We start from the raw sequence: 19,863 nt of genomic DNA, 5'->3' as shown, positions 1-19,863 counted from the left end.
TTGAGAGGGTATCGCGGGATTGAGTAGCAAGTTGGATATTATCCAACTTGCTCAGATTTGGCAGGCTTAGCACAGAACGAATTCGTTAAACAAACCCGTGGGCTAGGGTACTTAGATTCAGTTACTTCGATTTATTTTGGTAGAAATCCACCTCTGTATTATCGTCCGAGTAACGTCGCTTAGTATCCCTGCGGCGCTGTTTCACGCGTTTATTCTTTTGCTTACCTTTGACGTTATCGCCCCATGGCGCATCATCGTCGTCAAATTCATAGGAGTGTGACATGGTCAAAATTCCAAAAATACCTGTGCCATTCGCAGCACCCGATCTTTTTACCCAAAGGTGAGATGAAGCTAAAGCGAAATATTTCATCACTGATGGTGAAAAGTTTTGTCCAAGAGTCATATCTTGCCACTGAAATGGACGCTTCAGAGATTTTAACTGGGAGGATGTGGTTTATCTTGATGATAATAAAAGAGTAAATCTCATTATAATCATGAATCACTTTGTAGGATTGAACTTGGCGCTCACAACGGCGGGCGCCAAGTTTTGATACAAAATAATGAGTTAGTGTTACTTGCTGCGCAGCATACGTGCGACGAACATGCCATCACTGTTGGCCTCAAAGGGCCACACGGTCAACATTTCTGTTTGTTCACCGCTAAAAGGATGGCGTATTGGCGTGAGCGTGAACTCTGGATGTTGCTGTAAAAACGCCGTCGCTACATCTTGGTTCTCGATGGGCGATAAGGAGCACGTAGCGTAAACGAGGATACCGCCGGCCTTAACTGCGCGGCTACTGCGGCTTAAAATATCGAGCTGTAAGGCGGCTTTATCGGCCACGGCTTCAACACCATCCAACCAACGCATATCAGGATTACGCCGCCAAGTGCCAGTACAACTGCACGGGGCATCGACTAACACACCGTCGAAATGATCCGCAGGCACGGGGAGGGCATCACTTTTCCAACGGGCCACGCTAATACCGTTAAAGTGCGCTCTTTGGGCGCGTTTCATCAGTTCTTCTAGGGCATTGGAGCGAATATCGGACGATATGATGCTGCCCGCAGATGACGTTTGGTTATCAGCAGCTTTAGCTAGCATCAAAGAGCGCAGTTGCAGAGTTTTGCCGCCAGCACCGCTACAAGCATCCCACCAATGGGCATCGGGTTCAGGCGCACAAATTTGACCAATGACCTGTGAAGCCAAATCTTGGATCTCGATGTTACCGTCTTTATACAGGGCTATTTCATTAAGATTCATACTCTTACTGCCAAGATTGATGGCATCGCTAAAGTAATGACCATAACTCGCTTCTATGCCGAGCGCTTGCAGTTGTGTCGCTGCATCTTGACTCGTGATCCCTTGCGCGCGTCCCCAAATCGGCGGGCGACTAGACATAGCAGCAATTAATTGCGTTTGCTGCGCTGCATCAACAGGGCACACTTGCCAGAACCAGTCGGGTAATAAATCCTGTGCCTTAAACTCAGTCGCAGGGAATAAATGCTGTATCAATGCCAGTTTGTCGTCGAGACTTTCAACAGTAAGTGCTTGAGCTTGCTGATAATCGATTGGCGATTGTGATAACTCATGCCAAGCGCTGGCAATATCTTGCCAAGAATGGGCTTCCAATAGAGCACTGGCGCTTAGGCTAGCAAAATAAACGGCAGATTCTTGCTGATCGCCTAATCGCTGAAACCAACCCCACCAGCGAAATAGACTAAACAAGGATTCACGAATGACTTTACGATCCTTTGAGCCGTGTTTTTTATGTTCTCTAAAGTAGTTTGCTAGAATACGGTCGGCGGGCATTTTACTGCTTTGAATTTCATCGAATAATTGCTTAATTGTACTGGCGTAACTGAGCGCGCGTTTTTGCGCTGGAGTGCTTGCCTGAACATTTAACGCCGATGATGTGACTGAGTTAGATGCCATACCGGAAGAGAAGCTGCTTGGATTACCCATAAATTTAGCCTAAATCATGCTTCTGTGACGGCGCCTTATGTAAGGGACATAGCCGTAACAGAGGGGAAAATAAGTGGCGCAGAGTGTAGCAGTTTTGCCCGATAACAGGCAGTAAAAAAGCCCCAAAGTAGTATCAACTTGCAGGGCTTTTTGTGGTTGAGTCACTGAGACTCATGGTGTATTCAGTACCAAAGGGTTATTTGCAGGCTATCGCTCAATTACCGCTTGGAAGGTGATTATTTCGTCACCATCTTTTGGATTTGCTTAGCCCGTTCTTCATCGCTCATTTCCACCGGTGGCGGCGTGATTATGCCTTTTTGGCACGCAGGTCTGAGCGCTAACTCATCTAACCAACGTTGCAAATGGGTCAAACCTTCCATATTGATGCCGCTCCACTCGTGGATACGTACCCAAGGCCAAGTGGCAATGTCGGCAATCGTGTATTCGTCACCAGCAAGATATTGATTTGTCGCGAGTTGAGTATTCATGACTTCGAATAAACGTCGACCTTCTTTTTGATAACGGTCAATGGCTGCGGGGATTTTCTCAGGGAAGTATCGGAAGAATACGTTAGCTTGACCCATCATGGGTCCGACGCCGCTCATTTGGAACATTAACCATTGGATCACCTGTGAGCGCTTTTTAGGATCGGCTGGCAGGAATTTACCTGTTTTTTCGGCGAGATACAGCAGAATCGCACCCGATTCGAATACCACAAAATCCTCGTTATCGCGGTCGATAATGGCGGGAATGCGACCATTGGGATTGATGGCGATAAACTCTGGCTGTTTTTGCTCACTGGTGCTGAAATCTAATTTATGGACGCGATATTCAAGTCCCATTTCTTCCAGTGCGATGGAAATTTTAAAACCGTTAGGGGTCGCGGCTGTGTATAAATCTATCATGATGATTCCTTTAGGTTATAACGCTTATAGCTACTCACTTTAGTGTCCATGAATATTCATCATCAGGCATTAGCGCCGCTATTTTTAGGGGTTAACGATACTATGGCAGGACGCTGCGCCATAGTGTTGAACCAAGCCTTGATATGCGGCAAGTTATCAGTCACTTCGATGTCTAAATTTTTAATAAAACTGATAAAAACGTAAGCCGAAATATCGGCAATGCTGAATTCATCGCCTGCCACAAAGGGCGACTTGCTCAATTGTTGGTCTAAGCTTGGTAGGAAGTCAATGACCCTTTGGCGTGATTCTGTGCCCCAAGACTCGACACAATTTTCCCTGTCTTTATAGACACCGCTTAAATTACGAAAGGCTTGAAATCCAACCATTAAGCCTTGTAACTCTATGATACGTTGCCACATTTCTACTTTGGCGCGCTCAAGTGGCGTATTACCAAACAGCGAGTGAACACTTGGGTGGATTTCTTCTAAATAGCGGCAAATAGCAACCGATTCACACAGGTAGCTGCCATCGTCGAGTTCGAGCAGTGGAATGCGGCCATTTACACTTTTGGCTTTAAATTCGGCACTTAAATTTTCTCCTCCGCGGATATCGACGTTCACTCTTGGCACTTCTATGCCTTTTTCCGCAAGAAAAATACTGACGCGACGCGCGCTGGGAGTCGGAGCTAATTCGTAGAGTTTCATCTAAAGTCCTGTAGTTTTTATCTGTGCTTTATGCTCGATTTGAGCATATAAGGCTTTAACGGAACGATCGGTTAGGATAGAATTTACGTCATATCTAAACGATCAGTCAAGAATGATTTGCCCCTCAACTTTCTGCAGTAAAGAAGAGTGTGGTAAAGAGGAATGGTAAAGCTGATTGTGAGCGCGTATTCAAGAGATTAGGTCGCAGGCTTATGGCACGAAGTTGTAATTTTGATCGGCAGGAAAAACTCATATTAGCGATGGAGCTTTTTTGGCAAAAGGGCTTTGCCGAAACCTCGATTTCCGATCTCGTCGGCCATTTAGGCATTAATCGATTTAGCCTTTATAACAGTTTTGGTGACAAGCAGAAGCTTTACCGTGAGTGCCTCAGTTTCTACCTCGATAACTACTCTTTTGGTGCCTCAGATACTCTGCTGCATGAAAAAGCGGGCTTGACTGAAATAGCAGCTTATCTAGCTCGCTTTGTTGCCCTGCAGCAGGAACAAAAATACGGCTGTTTTATGCAAAATGCCGTATTAGAAAAGAGCCTCGACGATGAGAGAGTGCTGCAGGAATGTCAGCGTTTATTTTGCCGATTACAGACCTCATTCACCCAAGTGTTGCAGGACTGCCAAGCGCGAGGCGAGCTACTCCCCCATTTACAACCACATCAGGTCGCTGCATTTTTAGTATTGCAATTACAAGGAATTAGGGTGTTAGGTAAAGCGGGTGAATATGAGCTGTTAGACAATGCCTTCGCAGTTTTACAGAGTTACTTGGGCACTTTAAATACAAAAGTTTAAGTGCAAATTAAGCCATTTAAGGTGCAAGTTGTAGTTTGAATGGCCTAGGTTTTTCGCCTAGGCCATGTTGCTTTTAGCAATCTATTTTTTAACGGTCTATTTTTACGAATCAATTGGTTAAAAATCAATTGTCTAGAAATCCAAGTCCAGCGCGAAACACAGATAGGCCATCAACTGAGAGCAATGCGCAAATTGCTCGGCACAGAAACTGGCGGCATCTGGGCGGCAGAGTTCTTCAAAGGTGATATTTTTTATGGCGATAAAATCTTTGCGTTTTAGCTCCGCCAGCATAGGGTGGTTTTTATCAAACCCTTTTGGTGGTCGAGTTAAGCTGTCACCGTCCATGTTAAATCTATGACTCTGCAAGATTTGTAGCGCTTTTTTATAGCCGTTGGGATTATCATCGATACAAGTGCGAATGGCATTTAAGGCTTTCGATTCTGGGTGCCAAATCCCCGCAGCAATAAAACAGCCATCCTTGGCAATGTGTAAGTACAGTCCCGGCGCATGCACGTCTTTGCCCTGAAAATGGCGAAATTGAATACCAACATTGGTTTTATAGGGCGTTTTATCTTTGCTAAAACGGCTGTCTCGCTGGGGGCGCATAAGACTGCCACCGACTTTTTTCGGTATGGCAGTGAGCCGAGGCGAGAGGGCGAGGATACTGGGCTGCATTTGCTCGATAAACTGTAGCGCTGGGGTTCTCACTGTTTCTTCGTATTCCGCCTGATGGGCTTTAAACCAGTCGCGGGAGTTGTTTTGCGCCAGTTGATTTAAAAATTGCAAACTTGCAGCGCTGAACGTTGCACCAGTCGCAATAGGCATTTTAGTCGTGAGCGTGGCCATTATCGGTGAACCTTATTAATGCATGTGAAACGAGTGCCAACAGCCTAGAGATGCAAGCAGGGCGAACTGCCGTATATTCAACTATTTCAAGGTCGCACACTCTATAGAGGATGAAAGGCTATCAAATATGGCAGTCATACTGCCATCCTTAGGCAAGATCTTCACTTAAATTTTTTGAAGCGTACCGTTTCTATCTTGTTTTCAACCAGACCGTTATTTACACGTAAAGCCAAGTGAGAACTATTCTTATCTTCTTCGTTAGTGCCTATAATGCCGCCCTATTTTTAGATTGGTTTGTTAATAGGAAGACGTTGAATGGGTTGCTTGCCTAAGTTTGAGAAGTGGAAAGCGAATAGAAATCTGTCGCTTATGGGATTATGTATATTGCCCTCAATGCCGTTGTACGCCGCTGAGGTATTGGGCGAGCCTAAGGTTGAGCCGATTGAAATCCTGCAGGTTCATGGGCAGCAATATCGTAGGGCCATCACAGTCGCTAAACCGGGTGAAGCGATTATTTCCATGGAACAAATCGAGGAGATGCAGGCGACGACCTTCGCCGAAGTGATTGATGATATGGCGGGGGCGCATATCGATGGCGGCACCCGCAGCGGCGGTGAGCGGATTAATATTTGGGGCTTTGGCGAGACCGAAGATTTTAACGTTTATGTGGATAATGCTCCGGTGGGATTTGAGCAGTATCGCTATGGCTCATTTTTCCTCGATCCTGATCTCATCAAACGAGTGGAAGTGATTAAAGGCGCCCATGATGTGCGCTCGGGCAATGGCGGTTTTGGTGGGGCCATGTATGTGGTCACTAAATCGGCCGATGATTTTCTTAAATACGATCAAGCGGTTGGCGCGCGAGTCAAAACCAGCTACGCCAGTAATAATGACGCTATGGGTTATACGGGAACTGTCTATGGCCGGGTGAATCCGCATTTATCGGGGTTGTTGCACCTTACACGCCGTGATGCGGGGGATGTGACTTTAGCCAATGGCGATGAGTTTGAATATTCGGGCTATGAGCAAGATAACTATCTAGGCAAGATTGATTATGAGCAGGGCGATCACCAACTGGCCTTGAGCGTGACCCATTATCTCGATGAGGGCCGCAAACCTTGGGCTAATCGCCGTGGCCCCATGCCTGCCATCTCAGACTACAACATCAAAAAGTATGGCTCCTACGAGCAGGCGCTGTATGCCACAACCGCCTATAACACCTATGAAGACAACACTTGGTCTGCCAATTATCGTTATTCGCCGAGCAATCCGCTGATTGATACCCAAGTGGTGATCTCCCATTCGGCGAATGCGCGCCACTGGGTAAGACCCGATATTGCGTGGGAGAAAATGACGGTTTCCGTAGGCAACTTCGGCCACGAATCTTGGCTAGATTACAAACGTGATTATATTGATATCAACAACTTGAGTTTGATTGGCGATCACGAGATCACCACAGGATTGCAGTACCGCAGTCTCGACCGTACTTCGCTCGTGTTTAACAAGAGTTATGAGAAGAATCCTGAGAAAAACTTTGGCTGGTACACACCTTATTATCAACCTGAAGGTCGCCAAGACACCTATGCCGTGTATGTTCGCGATGCGATTCATCTCACCAACGACTTAACCGTCACTCCCTCGCTACGATATGACTTTATCTACAGCATAGGTCGGCCAAATATTGCGCCAGATTATAACGACATCAACGCGGGTCACGATTATAGCTCGACTCACCACTCGGGGTTCTCACCAAGATTAGGCATAGATTACCAACTGACAAACTACGCTCGGTTAAACTTTGATTACGCCTATAGTCTGCAAGCCCCTGTGGTGGATGAGATTTATGCCGTGCAATACGCGAAAGCCAGCATTACCGGCACGAGTCGCGACATCGATGTCGAACGCTTACATGCCTTCAAGTTAGGCTTGATGACACAGCACCAGCATCTGCTTGCCAATGATGATGCGCTGACGACGCAGCTTACTCTGTTTGCCAACCTAGGCCGCGATGATATCGCCCAGCGCCGTGGGGCTAAGTCTGATAAAACCCAGTTAATTCAAAGCGGTTACACCAATCTTGATGGTTACCATATTTACGGTGCCGATTTTGAGGCCCAATATCGCTATCAAGACGTGTTCAGTGATCTGGCGGTTTCATGGCTGCAAGGTCAACACAATGGGTCACTCAGAGACAGCCAAGATGACGACGAGTATTTAGCCAACATGGCACCGCTCGATATTCGTTTGCGTTTAGGCATGTATATTACCGATGATATTTCAGTAGCTTGGCAGGGTGCTTGGTATGATGCGCAAACTAATGTTCCCCACGGCGATATCTTTAATGCCGAGTCGCCGAGCGAAAATTACTTCTTGCAGAACCTGTACCTCGCCTATGAGCCCCAAGCTGGTTTAAAGGGATTAAGCGTGCGTTTGATGGTGAAAAACCTCACCAATCTGCAAGTGGTGCCGTTTCTCTCCGATGGGATCCCAGCTGCTGGGCGGGATGTTCGCTTGAGTTTAGCCTATGAATTTTAAAGATTAATCACCAAGGCAGTGTGGGCGCGGTTTATAAAACTTATAAAAAATAGGGTTATCTTGCCTCAGCCCCCTGCCGAAAAAAGCCCGTTTATGGCATAATCCGCGTTTTACTAGGCATATAGAACAGAAAAATGACTGAAAATGAATTGCTAAGTCGCTGTGGCGGCAAGTGTGAACTGTGTGGTAGCGAGATCGAACTCTCGATTTATGATCTGCCAGCCTCCGATGGCCGTGACAATGAGATCATGATTTGTGAAACCTGCAGTGGCCAAATTGCGGCACCGGATACCATGGACATGAACCACTGGCGTTGTCTGAACGACAGCATGTGGAGCCCTGTACCGGCAGTTCAAGTGATGTCATATCGTATGCTTAAGCGCTTAAATGGCGAAAGCTGGGCGCAAGATTTACTGGATATGCTTTACCTTGAAGACGATGTAAAAGCGTGGGGCGATGCTGAAGTTGCCGCCGTAGGTGACGACACTACCCCAACGTTAGACAGTAATGGTGCCGTGATTAACGCTGGCGATACGGTCGTGATCATCAAAGATTTAAACGTGAAAGGCACTAGCTTTGTGGCTAAGCGCGGCACAGCTGTGCGTAACATTGCTTTGACTAACAACCCAGAGCACATTGAAGGCCGTGTTAACGGTACTCGCATTGTGATCCTGACGTGCTTCGTTAAAAAGTCTTAAGTTGTTTAAGTTGTACCTAGTGTGGGCTCGATTTATCGAGCCGCACACCATAAAAACCGCCATGCTCGTTAATCGACATGGCGGTTTTTTTATTTTGAATGAGAGAGTTAAGATACGCAGCGGGTGACTTGATATTGGCGTGCATAACCCTGCGGATTAAATTGCCAAGATAGTATCCACGCCATCAGACTTAAGCCCCCGAGCAACAACCATGCACTGTTAAAGCTATTGAAATTATCGCGGATCAATCCAGCAATCCAAGGCGAAATGGCGGCAATGGTATAACCCACACCTTGTACAAAGGCGGTTAATTTACCCGCTAACATCGGATTTTGTTGATGATCCATAGTCACAATTAATCCGAGTGGAAAAATCCCGCCTATGCCTAATCCCGCTAGTCCCGCCCATAAAAATAGCGACACTTGAGGGGCGAGTGCGAGCCCCATAAAACCGATGAGTTGCAGTAAGCACAGTAGGGCAACAATAGCGCGTCTGTCTGTTGACTTGCTGGCAAGCCAAGGAAACACTAAACCCGCGATCACTTCCATGCTGGTTAAGAAACCTAACACTAATCCCGATTGAGTTTGGCTATAACCTAACTCGACCGCGTAGGGGGCTAACCATGCAAGCACGCAGACATAACAGCTTGTGCCTAAAGCAAAAAATATCGCCAATAGCCAACTGCGACGAAAACGCCAAAAGCTAAGCTGCACAGTTTGCTCCGTAGTTTGACTCGGCAATGCGGCGTTATGTTTAACCATCAGCCATAGCGCCAGTGCCACTATGCCTAACCAAGTCCAATGGCCTAACCCCGCGCGCCAACCTAAGTTCATCCCGATAAAAGGCGCACTGCTGGCGGCCAAAGCGGCGCCGCCCATAATGGCGGTGACGTAAAGCCCCATCATTAAGGGCACCCGTTCACCGAAATTGAGTTTGATCATGGCAGGCATGATGGTTTGAATAAGCGCGATACCGATTCCCGCCAGTAATGCCGAGCAGATAAGCCAGCTTGCATCCATCGCCCAAAAACGCATTGCCGTGGCGACGATCAAGAGGAGCAACGATCCCGTCATCACGGTATTAAAACCTAACCGTTTAGCGATACTAAAACCCGCAAAGCAGCCCAGTCCCATGGCGAGCACGGGCAACAATGTCAGCATAGACGCTAAGGTAAAACTTAAGCTGATATCCTCTTGTATGCTGGGCAGTAAAGGCCCGACGGAAGCGAGAATGGGGCGCAGATTTAGACCGATAAGAATGAACGCGAGTCCGAGCAGCAATAAATTCGCTTTCTCTGTCTGGGGTGACCGCATGGATTGTCTCCAAAAATAAGCTAAGTTTGATTTGCTGAAAGAGTGACCTGTAGCGGCATTGGGCGCACTTATGGTGATTTCCTTTCAACAACAGTAGGTTGAAGTTGTATCACTACAGTTCAAAAAGAATCTCTTTCAAATGTATCTTGATGTAAAGATATTTTAATTCTGCGAGAAAATGACTAAGATGTAAAGAATGATATAAAGAATCTTTATGTTGAGATAAAGCTATGACAGCGAAAACGACACTCACTCACACGAATCCTGCGGATATTAATGCGAGTCCTTCGGGTACTAACGCGAGTTCAGCGGATAAAAACGCAAGCCCTGCGGATAAAGACCAAGCGGCTTCGAACACCAAAGCAGATGGCCTTGAAAGCGAAGATGGTTTGGATAGCATTGTCGGCCAGTGGCAGCAACAAGGGGTGACTGATGATTTGATCCCTATGGCTGTGCTTGGGCGAATCGCGCGTTTAACGAAATATATCGAAGTGGTACTGCTGCAATGCCACGCCGAATTTGGCTTAGGTCAGGGCGAGTTCGATGTGCTTGCCACCTTAAGGCGTTCGGGTGAGCCGTTTACACTCTCACCTTCACAGCTTTATCAGAGCATGATGCTAAGCTCTGGCGCTATGACGAGCCGTTTAGACAGACTCGAAAATAAGGGGCTGATTGAGCGGGCGCACAGTAAGGAAGATCGCCGCGCCGTACATGTCTCGTTAACTGCTGAGGGTAAGGCGCTCATTGATAAGGCCTTGCCGCAGCATATTCAATGTCAGAGTGCATTGTTAGCGGGCGTGAGCGTTGAAGATAGACCTATGTTGTTGCAGATTTTAAAATCTTGGCTGAACCAATTTGAGCCGCAATAAATCGTTTAAACTTCACGTGAGTTTTAGTTTCTAGTGTTAGACATCTGGCGATAAGCGATAGCCGAGCGCTATTAGCTAATATGAGTCAGCCGCGCGGGACAACATTCGATAGTACAAGGGAGTTGCCATGGTAAAAAGACGTGAAGCATTTGAATTAGCAGGTAAACGAGTCACAGCAGGGACTCAATTGGGGATCAAGCTGGCCGCCGCTAAGTTGTATACCGATACGCAACTCGATATTCATGTAGAAGTGTTTCACGGGGCCAAACCTGGCCCAACTTTACTGGTTTGCGCCGCCATTCATGGGGATGAACTCAATGGTATTGAGATTTGTCGGCGACTATTAGCCAGAGTCAATCCCAAGAATTTGACGGGCACCTTGATTGTGGTGCCGATTGTGAATGTGTTTGGTTTTATTCAGCAATCCCGTTATTTACCCGATAGGCGGGATCTCAACCGCTGCTTCCCTGGTTCCAGTAAAGGGGCGTTGGCAAGCCGGTTAGCCAACCTCTTTGCCACTCAGTTATTAGTCCATGCAACCCATGTGATTGATTTACATACGGGCGCGATTCACCGCGATAACTTGCCGCAAATTCGCTGTGATACCAGCGATGAGACTATGCTGGGCATGGCCAATGCCTTTGGTGCGCCGCTGATCATGCATTCCAAAGCGCGCAGTGTTTCGATGCGGGGTTACGCTAACCAACAGGGCATTCCGTGTATTTTGTACGAGGCAGGCGAAGCATTACGTTTCAGTGAATTGTCGATAAAATCTGGCCTTAAGGGCGTGCTTAATGTGATGCGCAGTTTAGGCATGTTGAAGGGGCGGGTGAGCAATAAGGGATCGAGTGTCAGCGCCATTCGCAGTTATTGGGTGCGCAGCGAATCCGACGGTTTAGTGAATATGAAGCTCAAGCTCGGCCAGCGGGTGACTAAGGGTTATATTATCGCCCATATCGTCAGTCCCCACGGCGGTGACAGTGTGGCCATTCGTGCACCAACCGACGGCATTATCATAGGGATCAGCAATATTCCCGTTACTAACGAAGGCGAGGGTATGTTCCATATCGCCCAGTTTGAAGGTGACGAAATTGAAATGGCTAACGAACAACTCGATGAATTTTTGATGGAATATGCTTAACCGCAGACTTGTTGGCATTGGATATACCGCCACAGAAGTCGCTAAGATGGTTTTGCGACTTCTGTGAACATTTTTAAGTGCTTATTTTTACCTCGCTAACTCCTGACTTTTGTAACCCTCAATGCAGTTTTCGTTATCACTGCCAAAATCTAAACTCACTAGAGTTTAAAGCGTTCCACTGAGCTGGTGAGTGAGTGGGCAAGCGTGGTGACTTCGTTGCTGCGTTTGGCCATGTCCATGGCTTCATTGGCATTTTGATCCGCAGCTTGCGCCGCCTCGCTCATGCTCGACTCAATACGTTGACTGTAGTCTAACTGCTCGTGGGCGGCGTGGGTGATCTCTAGGCTCATGTCATTGAGCGTGTGTAAGGTACTTTCTATGTGGGCGATAGCATCCTGCAGGGTTTGGCTTTGTCCGACACATTCGTTTGCCTGATTTTGACCTGTGGTAATTGCACTCGCTGCCGTGGAGGTCTCTTTTTGCAGGGCCGTGATCATGGTTTGAATTTCAGCGGTGGCAGCTTGAGTGCGTGAGGCAAGGGATCGCACCTCATCGGCCACAACAGCAAAACCCCGTCCATGTTCCCCCGCTCTGGCGGCTTCAATGGCAGCGTTCAGTGCCAGCAAATTGGTTTGTTCGGCAATGCTGCTAATGGTGGTTAAAATGCTGCCAATATTATCGCTTTGAATGCTCAAGCGAGACATGACCTCAACCGAACTACTTAAGCGGGCGCTCAGTTCGGCGATTTTATTGCGATTATCATCGGCAATTTGCTTCACTTGATTGCCGTATTTCGAGGCTTGGCTGATTTGTTTCGCCGACTCACTGGCCTGTTCTGTTACCAAATTAGAACTGGTAAACATCTGTTCAGCTAAGGCTTTAGTCTCATCGACGCGGCTGATTTGCGCGGTTGCTGCATTGGCGATGCGCTGACCTTGCTCATTGGTTTGGGTGGCTGAGCTGTCCAGCGAATGGGCATTTTGGCTGATATTGGTGAGTAGCTTGGCAAGATCGTCACTCAAGGTATTCATGTTATCGATCAGGGTGCCAAATTCATCGTCATGGCGTTTATGAATGCGTTTAGATAAATCCCCACGGGCGATGCTAGCCAGCGCGCCATTCACTAAGGCTAATGGATTGAGCATGGCCTTGGAGGTGAAGAAGGAAATAAAACTCACCATAACGATAAACACCAATGCGAGCACTATCGCTAAGGTTTGCCCTTGCTCAATTGCATTGCTGGCAATGGTTTGCAGGCTGCTAAATCGGCGATCGGCTAAGGTGATTAACTTGTCTAAGGCGAGATTATTGGCGTTAAATTCTTTATCGGCATCGAGGTAATGTTGCTCGGCTTGTAGCTGCGCCTCAACCACGGCTTGTTGTGTTTTATAAAGCTCGGCAGGGGCTGCGAGTAAGGTATTGATAATCGCATATTGCTGTTCGAAGGTTTGCAGCAAGCCTAAGGTATCAAGCCCATCAGCTTGTTGTTTTAAAAAGGTAAAGTTAGTGGTGAGGTTACCCAGTAAGATGCTGACATCTTGCTGGTGCGATTGGATCACCTCCAAACTTTGAGTGTGGATCAGCTCTCCCATAGTGTTGGTTAGCGTATACAACATGTCGTCGATACGCGTGCCTGTACCGACAATCTCTTCGAGCAGAGTGGGATTATCGGGGATGGACAGGGTTTCGAGATCGATCATCGCATTACTGGCGTTGGTCTTGGCATCGTTAAAGCGCTCAAAGAGTTGTTGGTATTGCTGCTTTGCCTGTTCATTGGCGAGTTTCGCGCTAAACATGGCCTGGCTTTGTTGCAAATAGGCTTGGTATCTTGCTTTTGCTTCATCTAGAGAAGTCTGCATTTTAGGCTGATCAGCTACTCGTTCAATTAACTCATTTTCGATACTTTGATATTTCTTCTGCAGCGCCGTAAACGCTTGCTGGCTTTTGGTTAAGGCGGTTGTGTCTTGCTGGCTGTGGGCCAGGGTGGCAAGGCGTGACATTTTTAACAGCACCAGTTGTAAGCTATTACTCTGCTTTTGCACTGGTACGGCTAAGGTTTCGATATTTTGATAGGCGGTTTGTACTTGTGAGAGTGAATAGTAGAAGAAGCTACTGCCAGCGATGAGCAGCGCGCCGATGGCACTAAAGCTAAATATGATTTTTTGTTTTATGGTAAGCGTCAACATAGTGCGAAAACCTCTTCTATGACTGTCCCTGTAAAATGGGTTTATTAATGATTAGATCGCTGTTTTTATTGAAATATTAATTCAAGTGTAGCAGAGTTCGTCACAAGTAAAGTGAATTATTCTATTGAGAGTTTAGCGCTAGTTAAGGTTAACTTCTTGGTTTGATTATTTAAAAATAATCTCGACCGTATCGTAAAAAGGATTAAAAATGAAATCTGTCGTGTTGGATGAAAAGCGTATCGTACCGACAAAAATTGTCTGCATTGGACGTAATTATGTCGACCATATCCATGAGTTAGGCAATGACATACCCGACGACATGGTGGTGTTTTTAAAGCCCAATTCGGCGATGTCGACTGTGCTGCTTTCGGAGCATCAAGGCGAAGCCTTGCACTATGAAACCGAGCTGTGTTTTATGTTTCAAGATGGCCGTTTTAGCAGCGTTGCCATTGGTTTAGATCTCACTAAACGTGATTTACAAAGCAAGTTAAAAGCCAAGGGACTACCTTGGGAACGGGCAAAGGCCTTCGATGGTGCGGCATTATTCAGCCCCTTTGTGGCGATTGATGATGCCGAGGCGCCGCTGCATTTTACCTTGAGTATCAACGATAACTTGGTTCAAGAGGGGCATATCGATTTAATGATCTACAAACCTCAGACTATTTTATCTGAGCTGCAAGCCTTTATCAGTCTAGATGACGGCGATATTGTGATGACAGGCACCCCCAAGGGCGTGGGAAGTATTCCCGCTAAAAGTGTATTCAACGTGACGCTGAGCCGGGGTTTGCAAGCGAGTGCTGAGCCCTTACTCGAATGACAATGGTTAAGTGTTTAGTGATAAATCGCTGAGTAGCTCGCATGATTGAACCTGATGACGTAAAAAAGACTGCTGTATTGCAGGTGTCAATTTGCCAGCCTCTGCAACAATTTTTGCTTGCGTTAGGGGCGAGTCAAGCTGCTGTTGAACGTTACTTACCACAGTTTAAAGCGTTGAACGTGCCGGCGGGAGAGGTGCTTCTTGGCCAAGGAAATGAGCAGTCACAGGCATATTTTGTTGTGGATGGTATCGTGCGCGCTTGCCATTATACTCAGGAGGGCACAGAGCGCTGTAAGGAGTTTTATTTCGAGGGTGAATTGTGTTTTTTGTATGTCAGTTGGCTGAAGCAAATTCCCGCTCGTTACCAATTAGAAGCTTTAAGCGCCTGTAAACTTATCCAAATGCCGTTATCCGTGTTGGATGATACTTCGCTGCAGCCCGTGCAACTAGGGTTACTTAAACAGCAATTATTGTATAAAGAACAAAAGGAAGCCTTTTTACTGCTGCACACACCTGAGCAACGTTATCTGTATTTACGCGAACATTCACCATTTTGGCTTGAGCGGTTAAGCCAAGGTCAGCTAGCTAATTATATTGGTATTACGGCAATCAGTTTGTCGCGTATGCGTCGACGACTTCAAGACTCTTTTTAACGTTTTTTGCCCCCAGTTAACTTAGGTTAATGCGCTAAAGCGCGATTTCCATGATGCTGAGCCTTAAGTTGCGCTCTCAAGTCTGTAAGGCTTGCAATCTGAGTGCGCATTATTGCTTAAAGCTAAGGGGCTTAATAAGTTGACTGCGTTTACTTTGTCTCAAATTTTGGTGGCGATAGCCATTATCTTCGATCTGATTTCGTTTCAATTTAAGGCGCGGGAGCGGATTGTCGCCTGCCTTTTTGTATCGGGTATTCTGATTTCTATTCATTTTTGTCTGTTGCAGCAATGGACTGCTGCAGGCTTAATGGGCATAGCCACAGTGCGTTATCTCACCAGCATGTTTACGACGTCAAAGGTGGCCATGTGGTGTTTTTCTAGCGCAGCAGTGGCAATGAGTATCGTGACCTTCAATGGCATAACGACAGTGATCAGTTGTATAGGTACCTTGTTTCAAACCCGCGCCGCATTCTGTCAAAGGGATAAAGATCTTAGATTACTGATGATAGTCGGAACCAGTTTTTGGCTTGTTCACAATGCCTTAGTGGGATCGCCCGTGGCGGTATTGATGGAGATATTATTTATTGGCAGTAATTTGCTGGGCTATTATCGGCATTATTTTCGCGGGCGGCTTAAGCAACTTCCGTGATCAGCCAAGGTCATCTCTAGCCTTAACTGAGAGGTTAAATTTTTAGCGCTTGCATAGTCGTTTTGGCGTTGATGTGAAGAGCATCTTTGTGCGTGATTAATCTAGGATAGCTAGAGTCCCGCGACGGCTTCCATATCCAGCTCGATATCAGTACAGCCTTTGGCACAGTAAATTCCTGCCGCTTGTTCGGCTTTTGCCTGCTCAGGCAATATCACTTTAAGTGTCAGTTTACAGCTGGGACATTGCACTGGCTTACCTTTAAATACCCGTTTAATCAGATTTTTCTGTTCATTAAACGAGGTTGCAGTGGTTTGATTTAACACGGCAAAGGGGCTAGTAGACGCTGTTGTCATCGGCAGTGAAATCCTTAAAAATTGAGTGAATGATATGGCTTAAAAATGAGCAGCTCACGACGCTGTCAATCGGCATTTGCCTTAGTTGTGGCGATTATAGCCTGAGTTTAGGTGATATTGAAAAGCTCAAATGCAAACAGCGAACGGTGCTTTCATGGCTTAGGCCGCTTTTAGCATTTTCCTCGTCTACTGATATAGGTTGCATATGGGAACTATACCGAATATAAATGGCATATGCTATAAACGAGGTGTAACATGGTCAGACCAAAAATCCCCAGAACTATTTGTGGCCAAAGAGCCAATATCTGTTTTAAGCCTAATGGCATTCCTATGACACAGTTAGAGCAGGTGCCGCTGGCCGAGGACGAAATCGAGGCTATGCGCTTAGTTGATTTACTCGGCATGCAGCAACAGGAAGCGGCTAAATCAATGGGTGTATCACGTCAAACCTTGGCGAATTTAGTTAAAGGGGCAAGGTATAAGGTGGTTGATAGCTTAATCAACGGTAAAGCGCTGATGACAAACAATATCAACTGAGTATTGAACACTGGTAACGCGTATCGACGTGTCTAGGTAAGTGTAATGCAAGCAGTATTGAAAGACTCGGGCCTTAAAGTCACCACTCAAAGATGCAAGTTGCTTAAGTTTTTAACTCAAGTCGATAAGCAACATTTAACCATCGAAAATATCTATCAGGGGTTAAATGCGCAGGGCGAGACCATGGGCCTCAATACTGTGTACCGAATCATGGCGCATTTCGAACAAGCCGGCTTAGTGGTAAGGCGGCTTTTTGAGTCTGAAAATGCGATGTATGAGCTCAATGGGAAACCGCGTCATGAGCATTTAATCTGCTTAACTTGCGGCAAGTTAGTTGAGTTTGCCGATCCTTTGATTGACTTACGTTTATGGTTAGCAGCTGAACGTCACGGTATGAGTATCGATCATCACAGCCTTAATATTTATGGTCACTGTTTTGATTGTAAGCGAAAGCTTGAGAGCAAATCGGGTAGATAGACGAAATATTATTCGTTAATTTTATTGGAGAAGAACATGACTAAAATAGTGATTGTAGGCGGTGTTGCTGGTGGCGCATCTGCAGCAGCAAGAGCAAGACGTGTATCAGAAACTGCTGAAATTATCATGTTAGAGCGAGGCGAGTTTATTTCATTTGCGAACTGTGGCTTGCCTTATCATATTGGCGGTGAGATAGAGTCTAGAGAGGCCTTGTTGCTGCAAACGCCTGAAAGCTTTAAATCACGTTTTAATATTGAAGTGCGCGTGTTTAATGATGTGATTGCAATTAATCGACAAACCAAGCAGTTAAGCATACGTAATCTGCTCACAGATGAAGTCTATCAAGAGTCATATGATAAGTTGTTGCTAAGTCCAGGTGCCTCGCCAATCAAACCTCCAATTAGCGGCATTAATAGTCATTTTGTGCATAGCCTGCGAAATATTCCCGATATGGATAAGGTGTTAGCTAACCTTTTGCTGCATAAACCTAAGCATGCCACTGTCGTCGGTGGTGGCTTTATTGGTTTAGAGATGGCAGAAGCACTACGACATCGAGGATTAGAGGTGAGTTTACTAGAGCTTGCCGACCAAGTGATGGGGCCGGTCGATGTTGAAATGGCCAATATACTGCATCAAAAATTAGTCGATAATGGCGTGGATTTACGTTTAAAAACAGGATTGACCGCAGTTCATGAGCGTCCTATTCAACCGGCTGAATCCGACATTACCGATGACTACGATACGCCAGTGTTTCCTCATTACCATCTACATTTAGATTTGAGTGATAACAGCAGCTTAGCTACAGATTTAGTGATCCTTGCCATAGGTGTTAAGCCTGAAACCCGCTTAGCATCTGAATGCGGTTTAACCTTAGGCAAGCTCGGTGGAATTTACGTTGACGCCAGTATGCGCACTTCTGACCCGGACATCTATGCCGTAGGCGATGCGATTGAAACTGATGATTTTGTTACAGGTAATCCAATACTTATTCCACTCGCAGGTCCCGCCAATCGTCAAGGTCGATTAGCCGCAGATAATATGCTTGGCGGCAATAAGCTGTATCGCGCCACCCAAGGTACTGCAATCTGTAAATTGTTTGATATGGCAATCGCCTCAACGGGGTTAAACGAGAAGAGTTTGCTAAGGCAAGTTATTCCGTTTGAAAAGATTTATGTGCACACCGCTAGCCATGCCAGCTATTACCCTAGAGCACATCCCATTACCCTAAAGCTGTTGTTTTGCCCTGATAACGGCCGTATTTTAGGGGCTCAAGCCGCTGGGATTGATGGCGTCGACAAACGCATTGATGTGTTAGCAGTAGCACAACGGGCAGGAATGACAGTTTATGATTTAGCCGATCTTGAACTCACTTATGCACCACCCTTTGGCTCGGCGCGTGATGTAGTGAATCAAGCCGGCATGGTGGCTGCAAACGTCTTATTAGGTGATGAATCCATTTGCCATTCTCAGGAACTAGATCATCTGACGGCTGAACAAGTCATTATCGATGTGCGCAACCCGAGCGAGCTAACGGCAGTGGGTGCCATTGTTGGTGCGATTAATATTCCGTTGCCAGTACTGAGAGACAGGCTCAATGAACTTCCTAAAGACAAAGAACTGCTCGTATTTTGCCAAGTGGGTCTGCGCGGGCATGTCGCTTATCGGATGTTAGTGCAACATGGTTTTAAGGTACGCAACCTCAGTGGTGGCTATAAAACTTATCAAATGGTTAATGCACGTTTTTAGTGAAGAACAGCATTAAAGATGGATTTTAAAACCATTTACATCCATCAATAAATAGGTGCAGCGTGAACAATTATCAAAACTGTAAACAAAGCCACAGCCAATGCCTTGTCTGTGGCGACGCGACTCAAAACCCTTTGTCGTTGCAGTGTAAGTTTTTTGCTGACGGTAAGGATCAGGTTGTGGGTTATCATAAGGTCAATCGCCAGCTTCAGGGCTATAACAACCTACTACATGGAGGCGTTGCCAGTTCTTTAGTGGATGCCGCTATGACCCATTGTTTGTTTATGCAGGGCATAAAAGCATTAACTGCTGAAATGACTGTGCGTTTTGTTGCGCCAATAAAGGTGGGAGATGCCATTAAAATTGTCGGCCGAATCGTGAGCCAGCGTATGGGAATGTACCAATTGGAAGCCTCACTTTATGTGGCTGATATCGCGTGTGTGACTGCTAAGGCAAAATTTATTCAACCTAAGAGAGGTGTAATAAATTAACCCTGTTAGGTAGCCGTGTAGCAATTTGATTTTAAATAATTAATTAACTTTTTAGAGAGCTTCAAGCATAAAGTCGTAATCTCAGATTGATAACGTGAGCGTTTCAAAAAAACAAATATCAGCGGCATCAGTTGGGCGTTAACACGTCGGCCATCATATGTGATGGCCGACATTGTG

Annotated in this window: 20 protein-coding genes; 12 read left to right on the top strand and 8 right to left on the bottom strand. The window is 46.2% G+C overall.

All coding sequences use genetic code 11. The features are described from left to right. Positions 1 to 121: 121 nt before the first annotated feature. The 4 genes from Q4Q50_RS05950 to Q4Q50_RS05935 form a co-directional block, all read right to left on the bottom strand. Entirely contained in the window at positions 122 to 283 is a 162-nt protein-coding gene (locus tag Q4Q50_RS05950; protein WP_006080915.1) for a hypothetical protein, read from the bottom strand. A gap of 288 nt (positions 284 to 571) precedes the next feature. Then, on the bottom strand, positions 572 to 1,963 hold the full coding sequence (locus Q4Q50_RS05945; RefSeq protein WP_311898811.1) for an RsmB/NOP family class I SAM-dependent RNA methyltransferase: 1,392 nt from the start codon (positions 1,961 to 1,963) through the stop codon (positions 572 to 574). A 236-nt stretch (positions 1,964 to 2,199) separates the two neighbouring features. Then, complete coding sequence (locus tag Q4Q50_RS05940) at positions 2,200 to 2,868, bottom strand: glutathione S-transferase family protein (RefSeq protein ID WP_011790070.1); 669 nt, start codon at positions 2,866 to 2,868, stop codon at positions 2,200 to 2,202. Positions 2,869 to 2,930: 62 nt separating this feature from the next. Then, the gene (locus Q4Q50_RS05935) at positions 2,931 to 3,572 is read right to left on the bottom strand and encodes a glutathione S-transferase family protein (RefSeq protein ID WP_311898810.1); all 642 of its coding nucleotides are present in this window, start codon (positions 3,570 to 3,572) and stop codon (positions 2,931 to 2,933) included. Positions 3,573 to 3,784: 212 nt separating this feature from the next. Between Q4Q50_RS05935 and Q4Q50_RS05930 the strand changes: the two genes are divergently transcribed. Beyond that, entirely contained in the window at positions 3,785 to 4,375 is a 591-nt protein-coding gene (locus tag Q4Q50_RS05930; protein ID WP_311898809.1) for a TetR/AcrR family transcriptional regulator, read from the top strand. 132 nt (positions 4,376 to 4,507) lie between these two features. On the opposite strand, the gene Q4Q50_RS05925 is transcribed toward Q4Q50_RS05930, so the two are convergent. Continuing rightward, on the bottom strand, positions 4,508 to 5,221 hold the full coding sequence (locus Q4Q50_RS05925) for a DUF2461 domain-containing protein (protein ID WP_311898808.1): 714 nt from the start codon (positions 5,219 to 5,221) through the stop codon (positions 4,508 to 4,510). Between the two features lie 315 nt (positions 5,222 to 5,536). On the opposite strand from Q4Q50_RS05925, the gene Q4Q50_RS05920 reads away from it, so the two are divergent. Further along, entirely contained in the window at positions 5,537 to 7,756 is a 2,220-nt protein-coding gene (locus Q4Q50_RS05920; protein WP_311898807.1) for a TonB-dependent receptor domain-containing protein, read from the top strand. A gap of 134 nt (positions 7,757 to 7,890) precedes the next feature. Further along, positions 7,891 to 8,454: a PhnA domain-containing protein gene (locus Q4Q50_RS05915; protein ID WP_012088686.1), complete on the top strand. Its 564-nt coding sequence runs from the start codon at positions 7,891 to 7,893 to the stop codon at positions 8,452 to 8,454. Positions 8,455 to 8,561: 107 nt separating this feature from the next. On the opposite strand, the gene Q4Q50_RS05910 is transcribed toward Q4Q50_RS05915, so the two are convergent. Then, positions 8,562 to 9,767, bottom strand: coding sequence for an MFS transporter (locus Q4Q50_RS05910; RefSeq protein ID WP_311898806.1), 1,206 nt, complete (start codon positions 9,765 to 9,767; stop codon positions 8,562 to 8,564). 230 nt (positions 9,768 to 9,997) lie between these two features. Between Q4Q50_RS05910 and Q4Q50_RS05905 the strand changes: the two genes are divergently transcribed. Continuing rightward, entirely contained in the window at positions 9,998 to 10,636 is a 639-nt protein-coding gene (locus Q4Q50_RS05905) for a MarR family winged helix-turn-helix transcriptional regulator (RefSeq protein ID WP_311898805.1), read from the top strand. 127 nt (positions 10,637 to 10,763) lie between these two features. Beyond that, positions 10,764 to 11,777, top strand: a complete 1,014-nt coding sequence (locus tag Q4Q50_RS05900; protein ID WP_311889296.1) for a succinylglutamate desuccinylase/aspartoacylase family protein — start codon at positions 10,764 to 10,766, stop codon at positions 11,775 to 11,777. Positions 11,778 to 11,935: 158 nt separating this feature from the next. On the opposite strand, the gene Q4Q50_RS05895 is transcribed toward Q4Q50_RS05900, so the two are convergent. Further along, the gene (locus Q4Q50_RS05895) at positions 11,936 to 13,963 is read right to left on the bottom strand and encodes a methyl-accepting chemotaxis protein (protein WP_311898804.1); all 2,028 of its coding nucleotides are present in this window, start codon (positions 13,961 to 13,963) and stop codon (positions 11,936 to 11,938) included. A gap of 208 nt (positions 13,964 to 14,171) precedes the next feature. Here Q4Q50_RS05895 and Q4Q50_RS05890 point away from each other — a divergent pair, with 208 nt between their 5' ends. From Q4Q50_RS05890 to Q4Q50_RS05880, 3 genes are all read left to right on the top strand, one after another. After that, positions 14,172 to 14,780, top strand: coding sequence for a fumarylacetoacetate hydrolase family protein (locus tag Q4Q50_RS05890; RefSeq protein WP_311898803.1), 609 nt, complete (start codon positions 14,172 to 14,174; stop codon positions 14,778 to 14,780). Between the two features lie 41 nt (positions 14,781 to 14,821). Beyond that, entirely contained in the window at positions 14,822 to 15,433 is a 612-nt protein-coding gene (locus Q4Q50_RS05885; protein WP_259563934.1) for a Crp/Fnr family transcriptional regulator, read from the top strand. A gap of 139 nt (positions 15,434 to 15,572) precedes the next feature. Then, positions 15,573 to 16,082 (top strand): YgjV family protein, encoded by a 510-nt coding sequence (locus tag Q4Q50_RS05880; protein WP_220592436.1) that lies wholly within the window; start codon positions 15,573 to 15,575, stop codon positions 16,080 to 16,082. Positions 16,083 to 16,192: 110 nt separating this feature from the next. Here the strand turns inward: Q4Q50_RS05880 and Q4Q50_RS05875 are convergent, their stop codons facing one another. Continuing rightward, on the bottom strand, positions 16,193 to 16,435 hold the full coding sequence (locus Q4Q50_RS05875) for a hypothetical protein (RefSeq protein WP_261272188.1): 243 nt from the start codon (positions 16,433 to 16,435) through the stop codon (positions 16,193 to 16,195). Between the two features lie 255 nt (positions 16,436 to 16,690). On the opposite strand from Q4Q50_RS05875, the gene Q4Q50_RS05870 reads away from it, so the two are divergent. The 4 genes from Q4Q50_RS05870 to Q4Q50_RS05855 all read left to right on the top strand — a co-directional run bounded on the left by Q4Q50_RS05870 (position 16,691) and on the right by Q4Q50_RS05855 (position 19,686). Continuing rightward, entirely contained in the window at positions 16,691 to 16,972 is a 282-nt protein-coding gene (locus tag Q4Q50_RS05870) for a DUF134 domain-containing protein (RefSeq protein WP_006085187.1), read from the top strand. Between the two features lie 45 nt (positions 16,973 to 17,017). Next, entirely contained in the window at positions 17,018 to 17,449 is a 432-nt protein-coding gene (locus tag Q4Q50_RS05865; RefSeq protein ID WP_306682630.1) for a transcriptional repressor, read from the top strand. A gap of 36 nt (positions 17,450 to 17,485) precedes the next feature. Continuing rightward, complete coding sequence (locus tag Q4Q50_RS05860) at positions 17,486 to 19,195, top strand: FAD-dependent oxidoreductase (RefSeq protein WP_006085189.1); 1,710 nt, start codon at positions 17,486 to 17,488, stop codon at positions 19,193 to 19,195. A 62-nt stretch (positions 19,196 to 19,257) separates the two neighbouring features. Beyond that, positions 19,258 to 19,686: a PaaI family thioesterase gene (locus Q4Q50_RS05855; RefSeq protein WP_261272185.1), complete on the top strand. Its 429-nt coding sequence runs from the start codon at positions 19,258 to 19,260 to the stop codon at positions 19,684 to 19,686. The last annotated feature ends 177 nt before the right edge of the window (positions 19,687 to 19,863 follow it).

Origin of the sequence: Shewanella scandinavica (assembly GCF_031932065.1) — a bacterium.
Lineage (GTDB): Bacteria > Pseudomonadota > Gammaproteobacteria > Enterobacterales > Shewanellaceae > Shewanella > Shewanella baltica.
The sequence above is the reverse complement of the archived record's forward strand: the minus strand, read 5'-3'. Positions and strand labels throughout refer to the sequence as shown.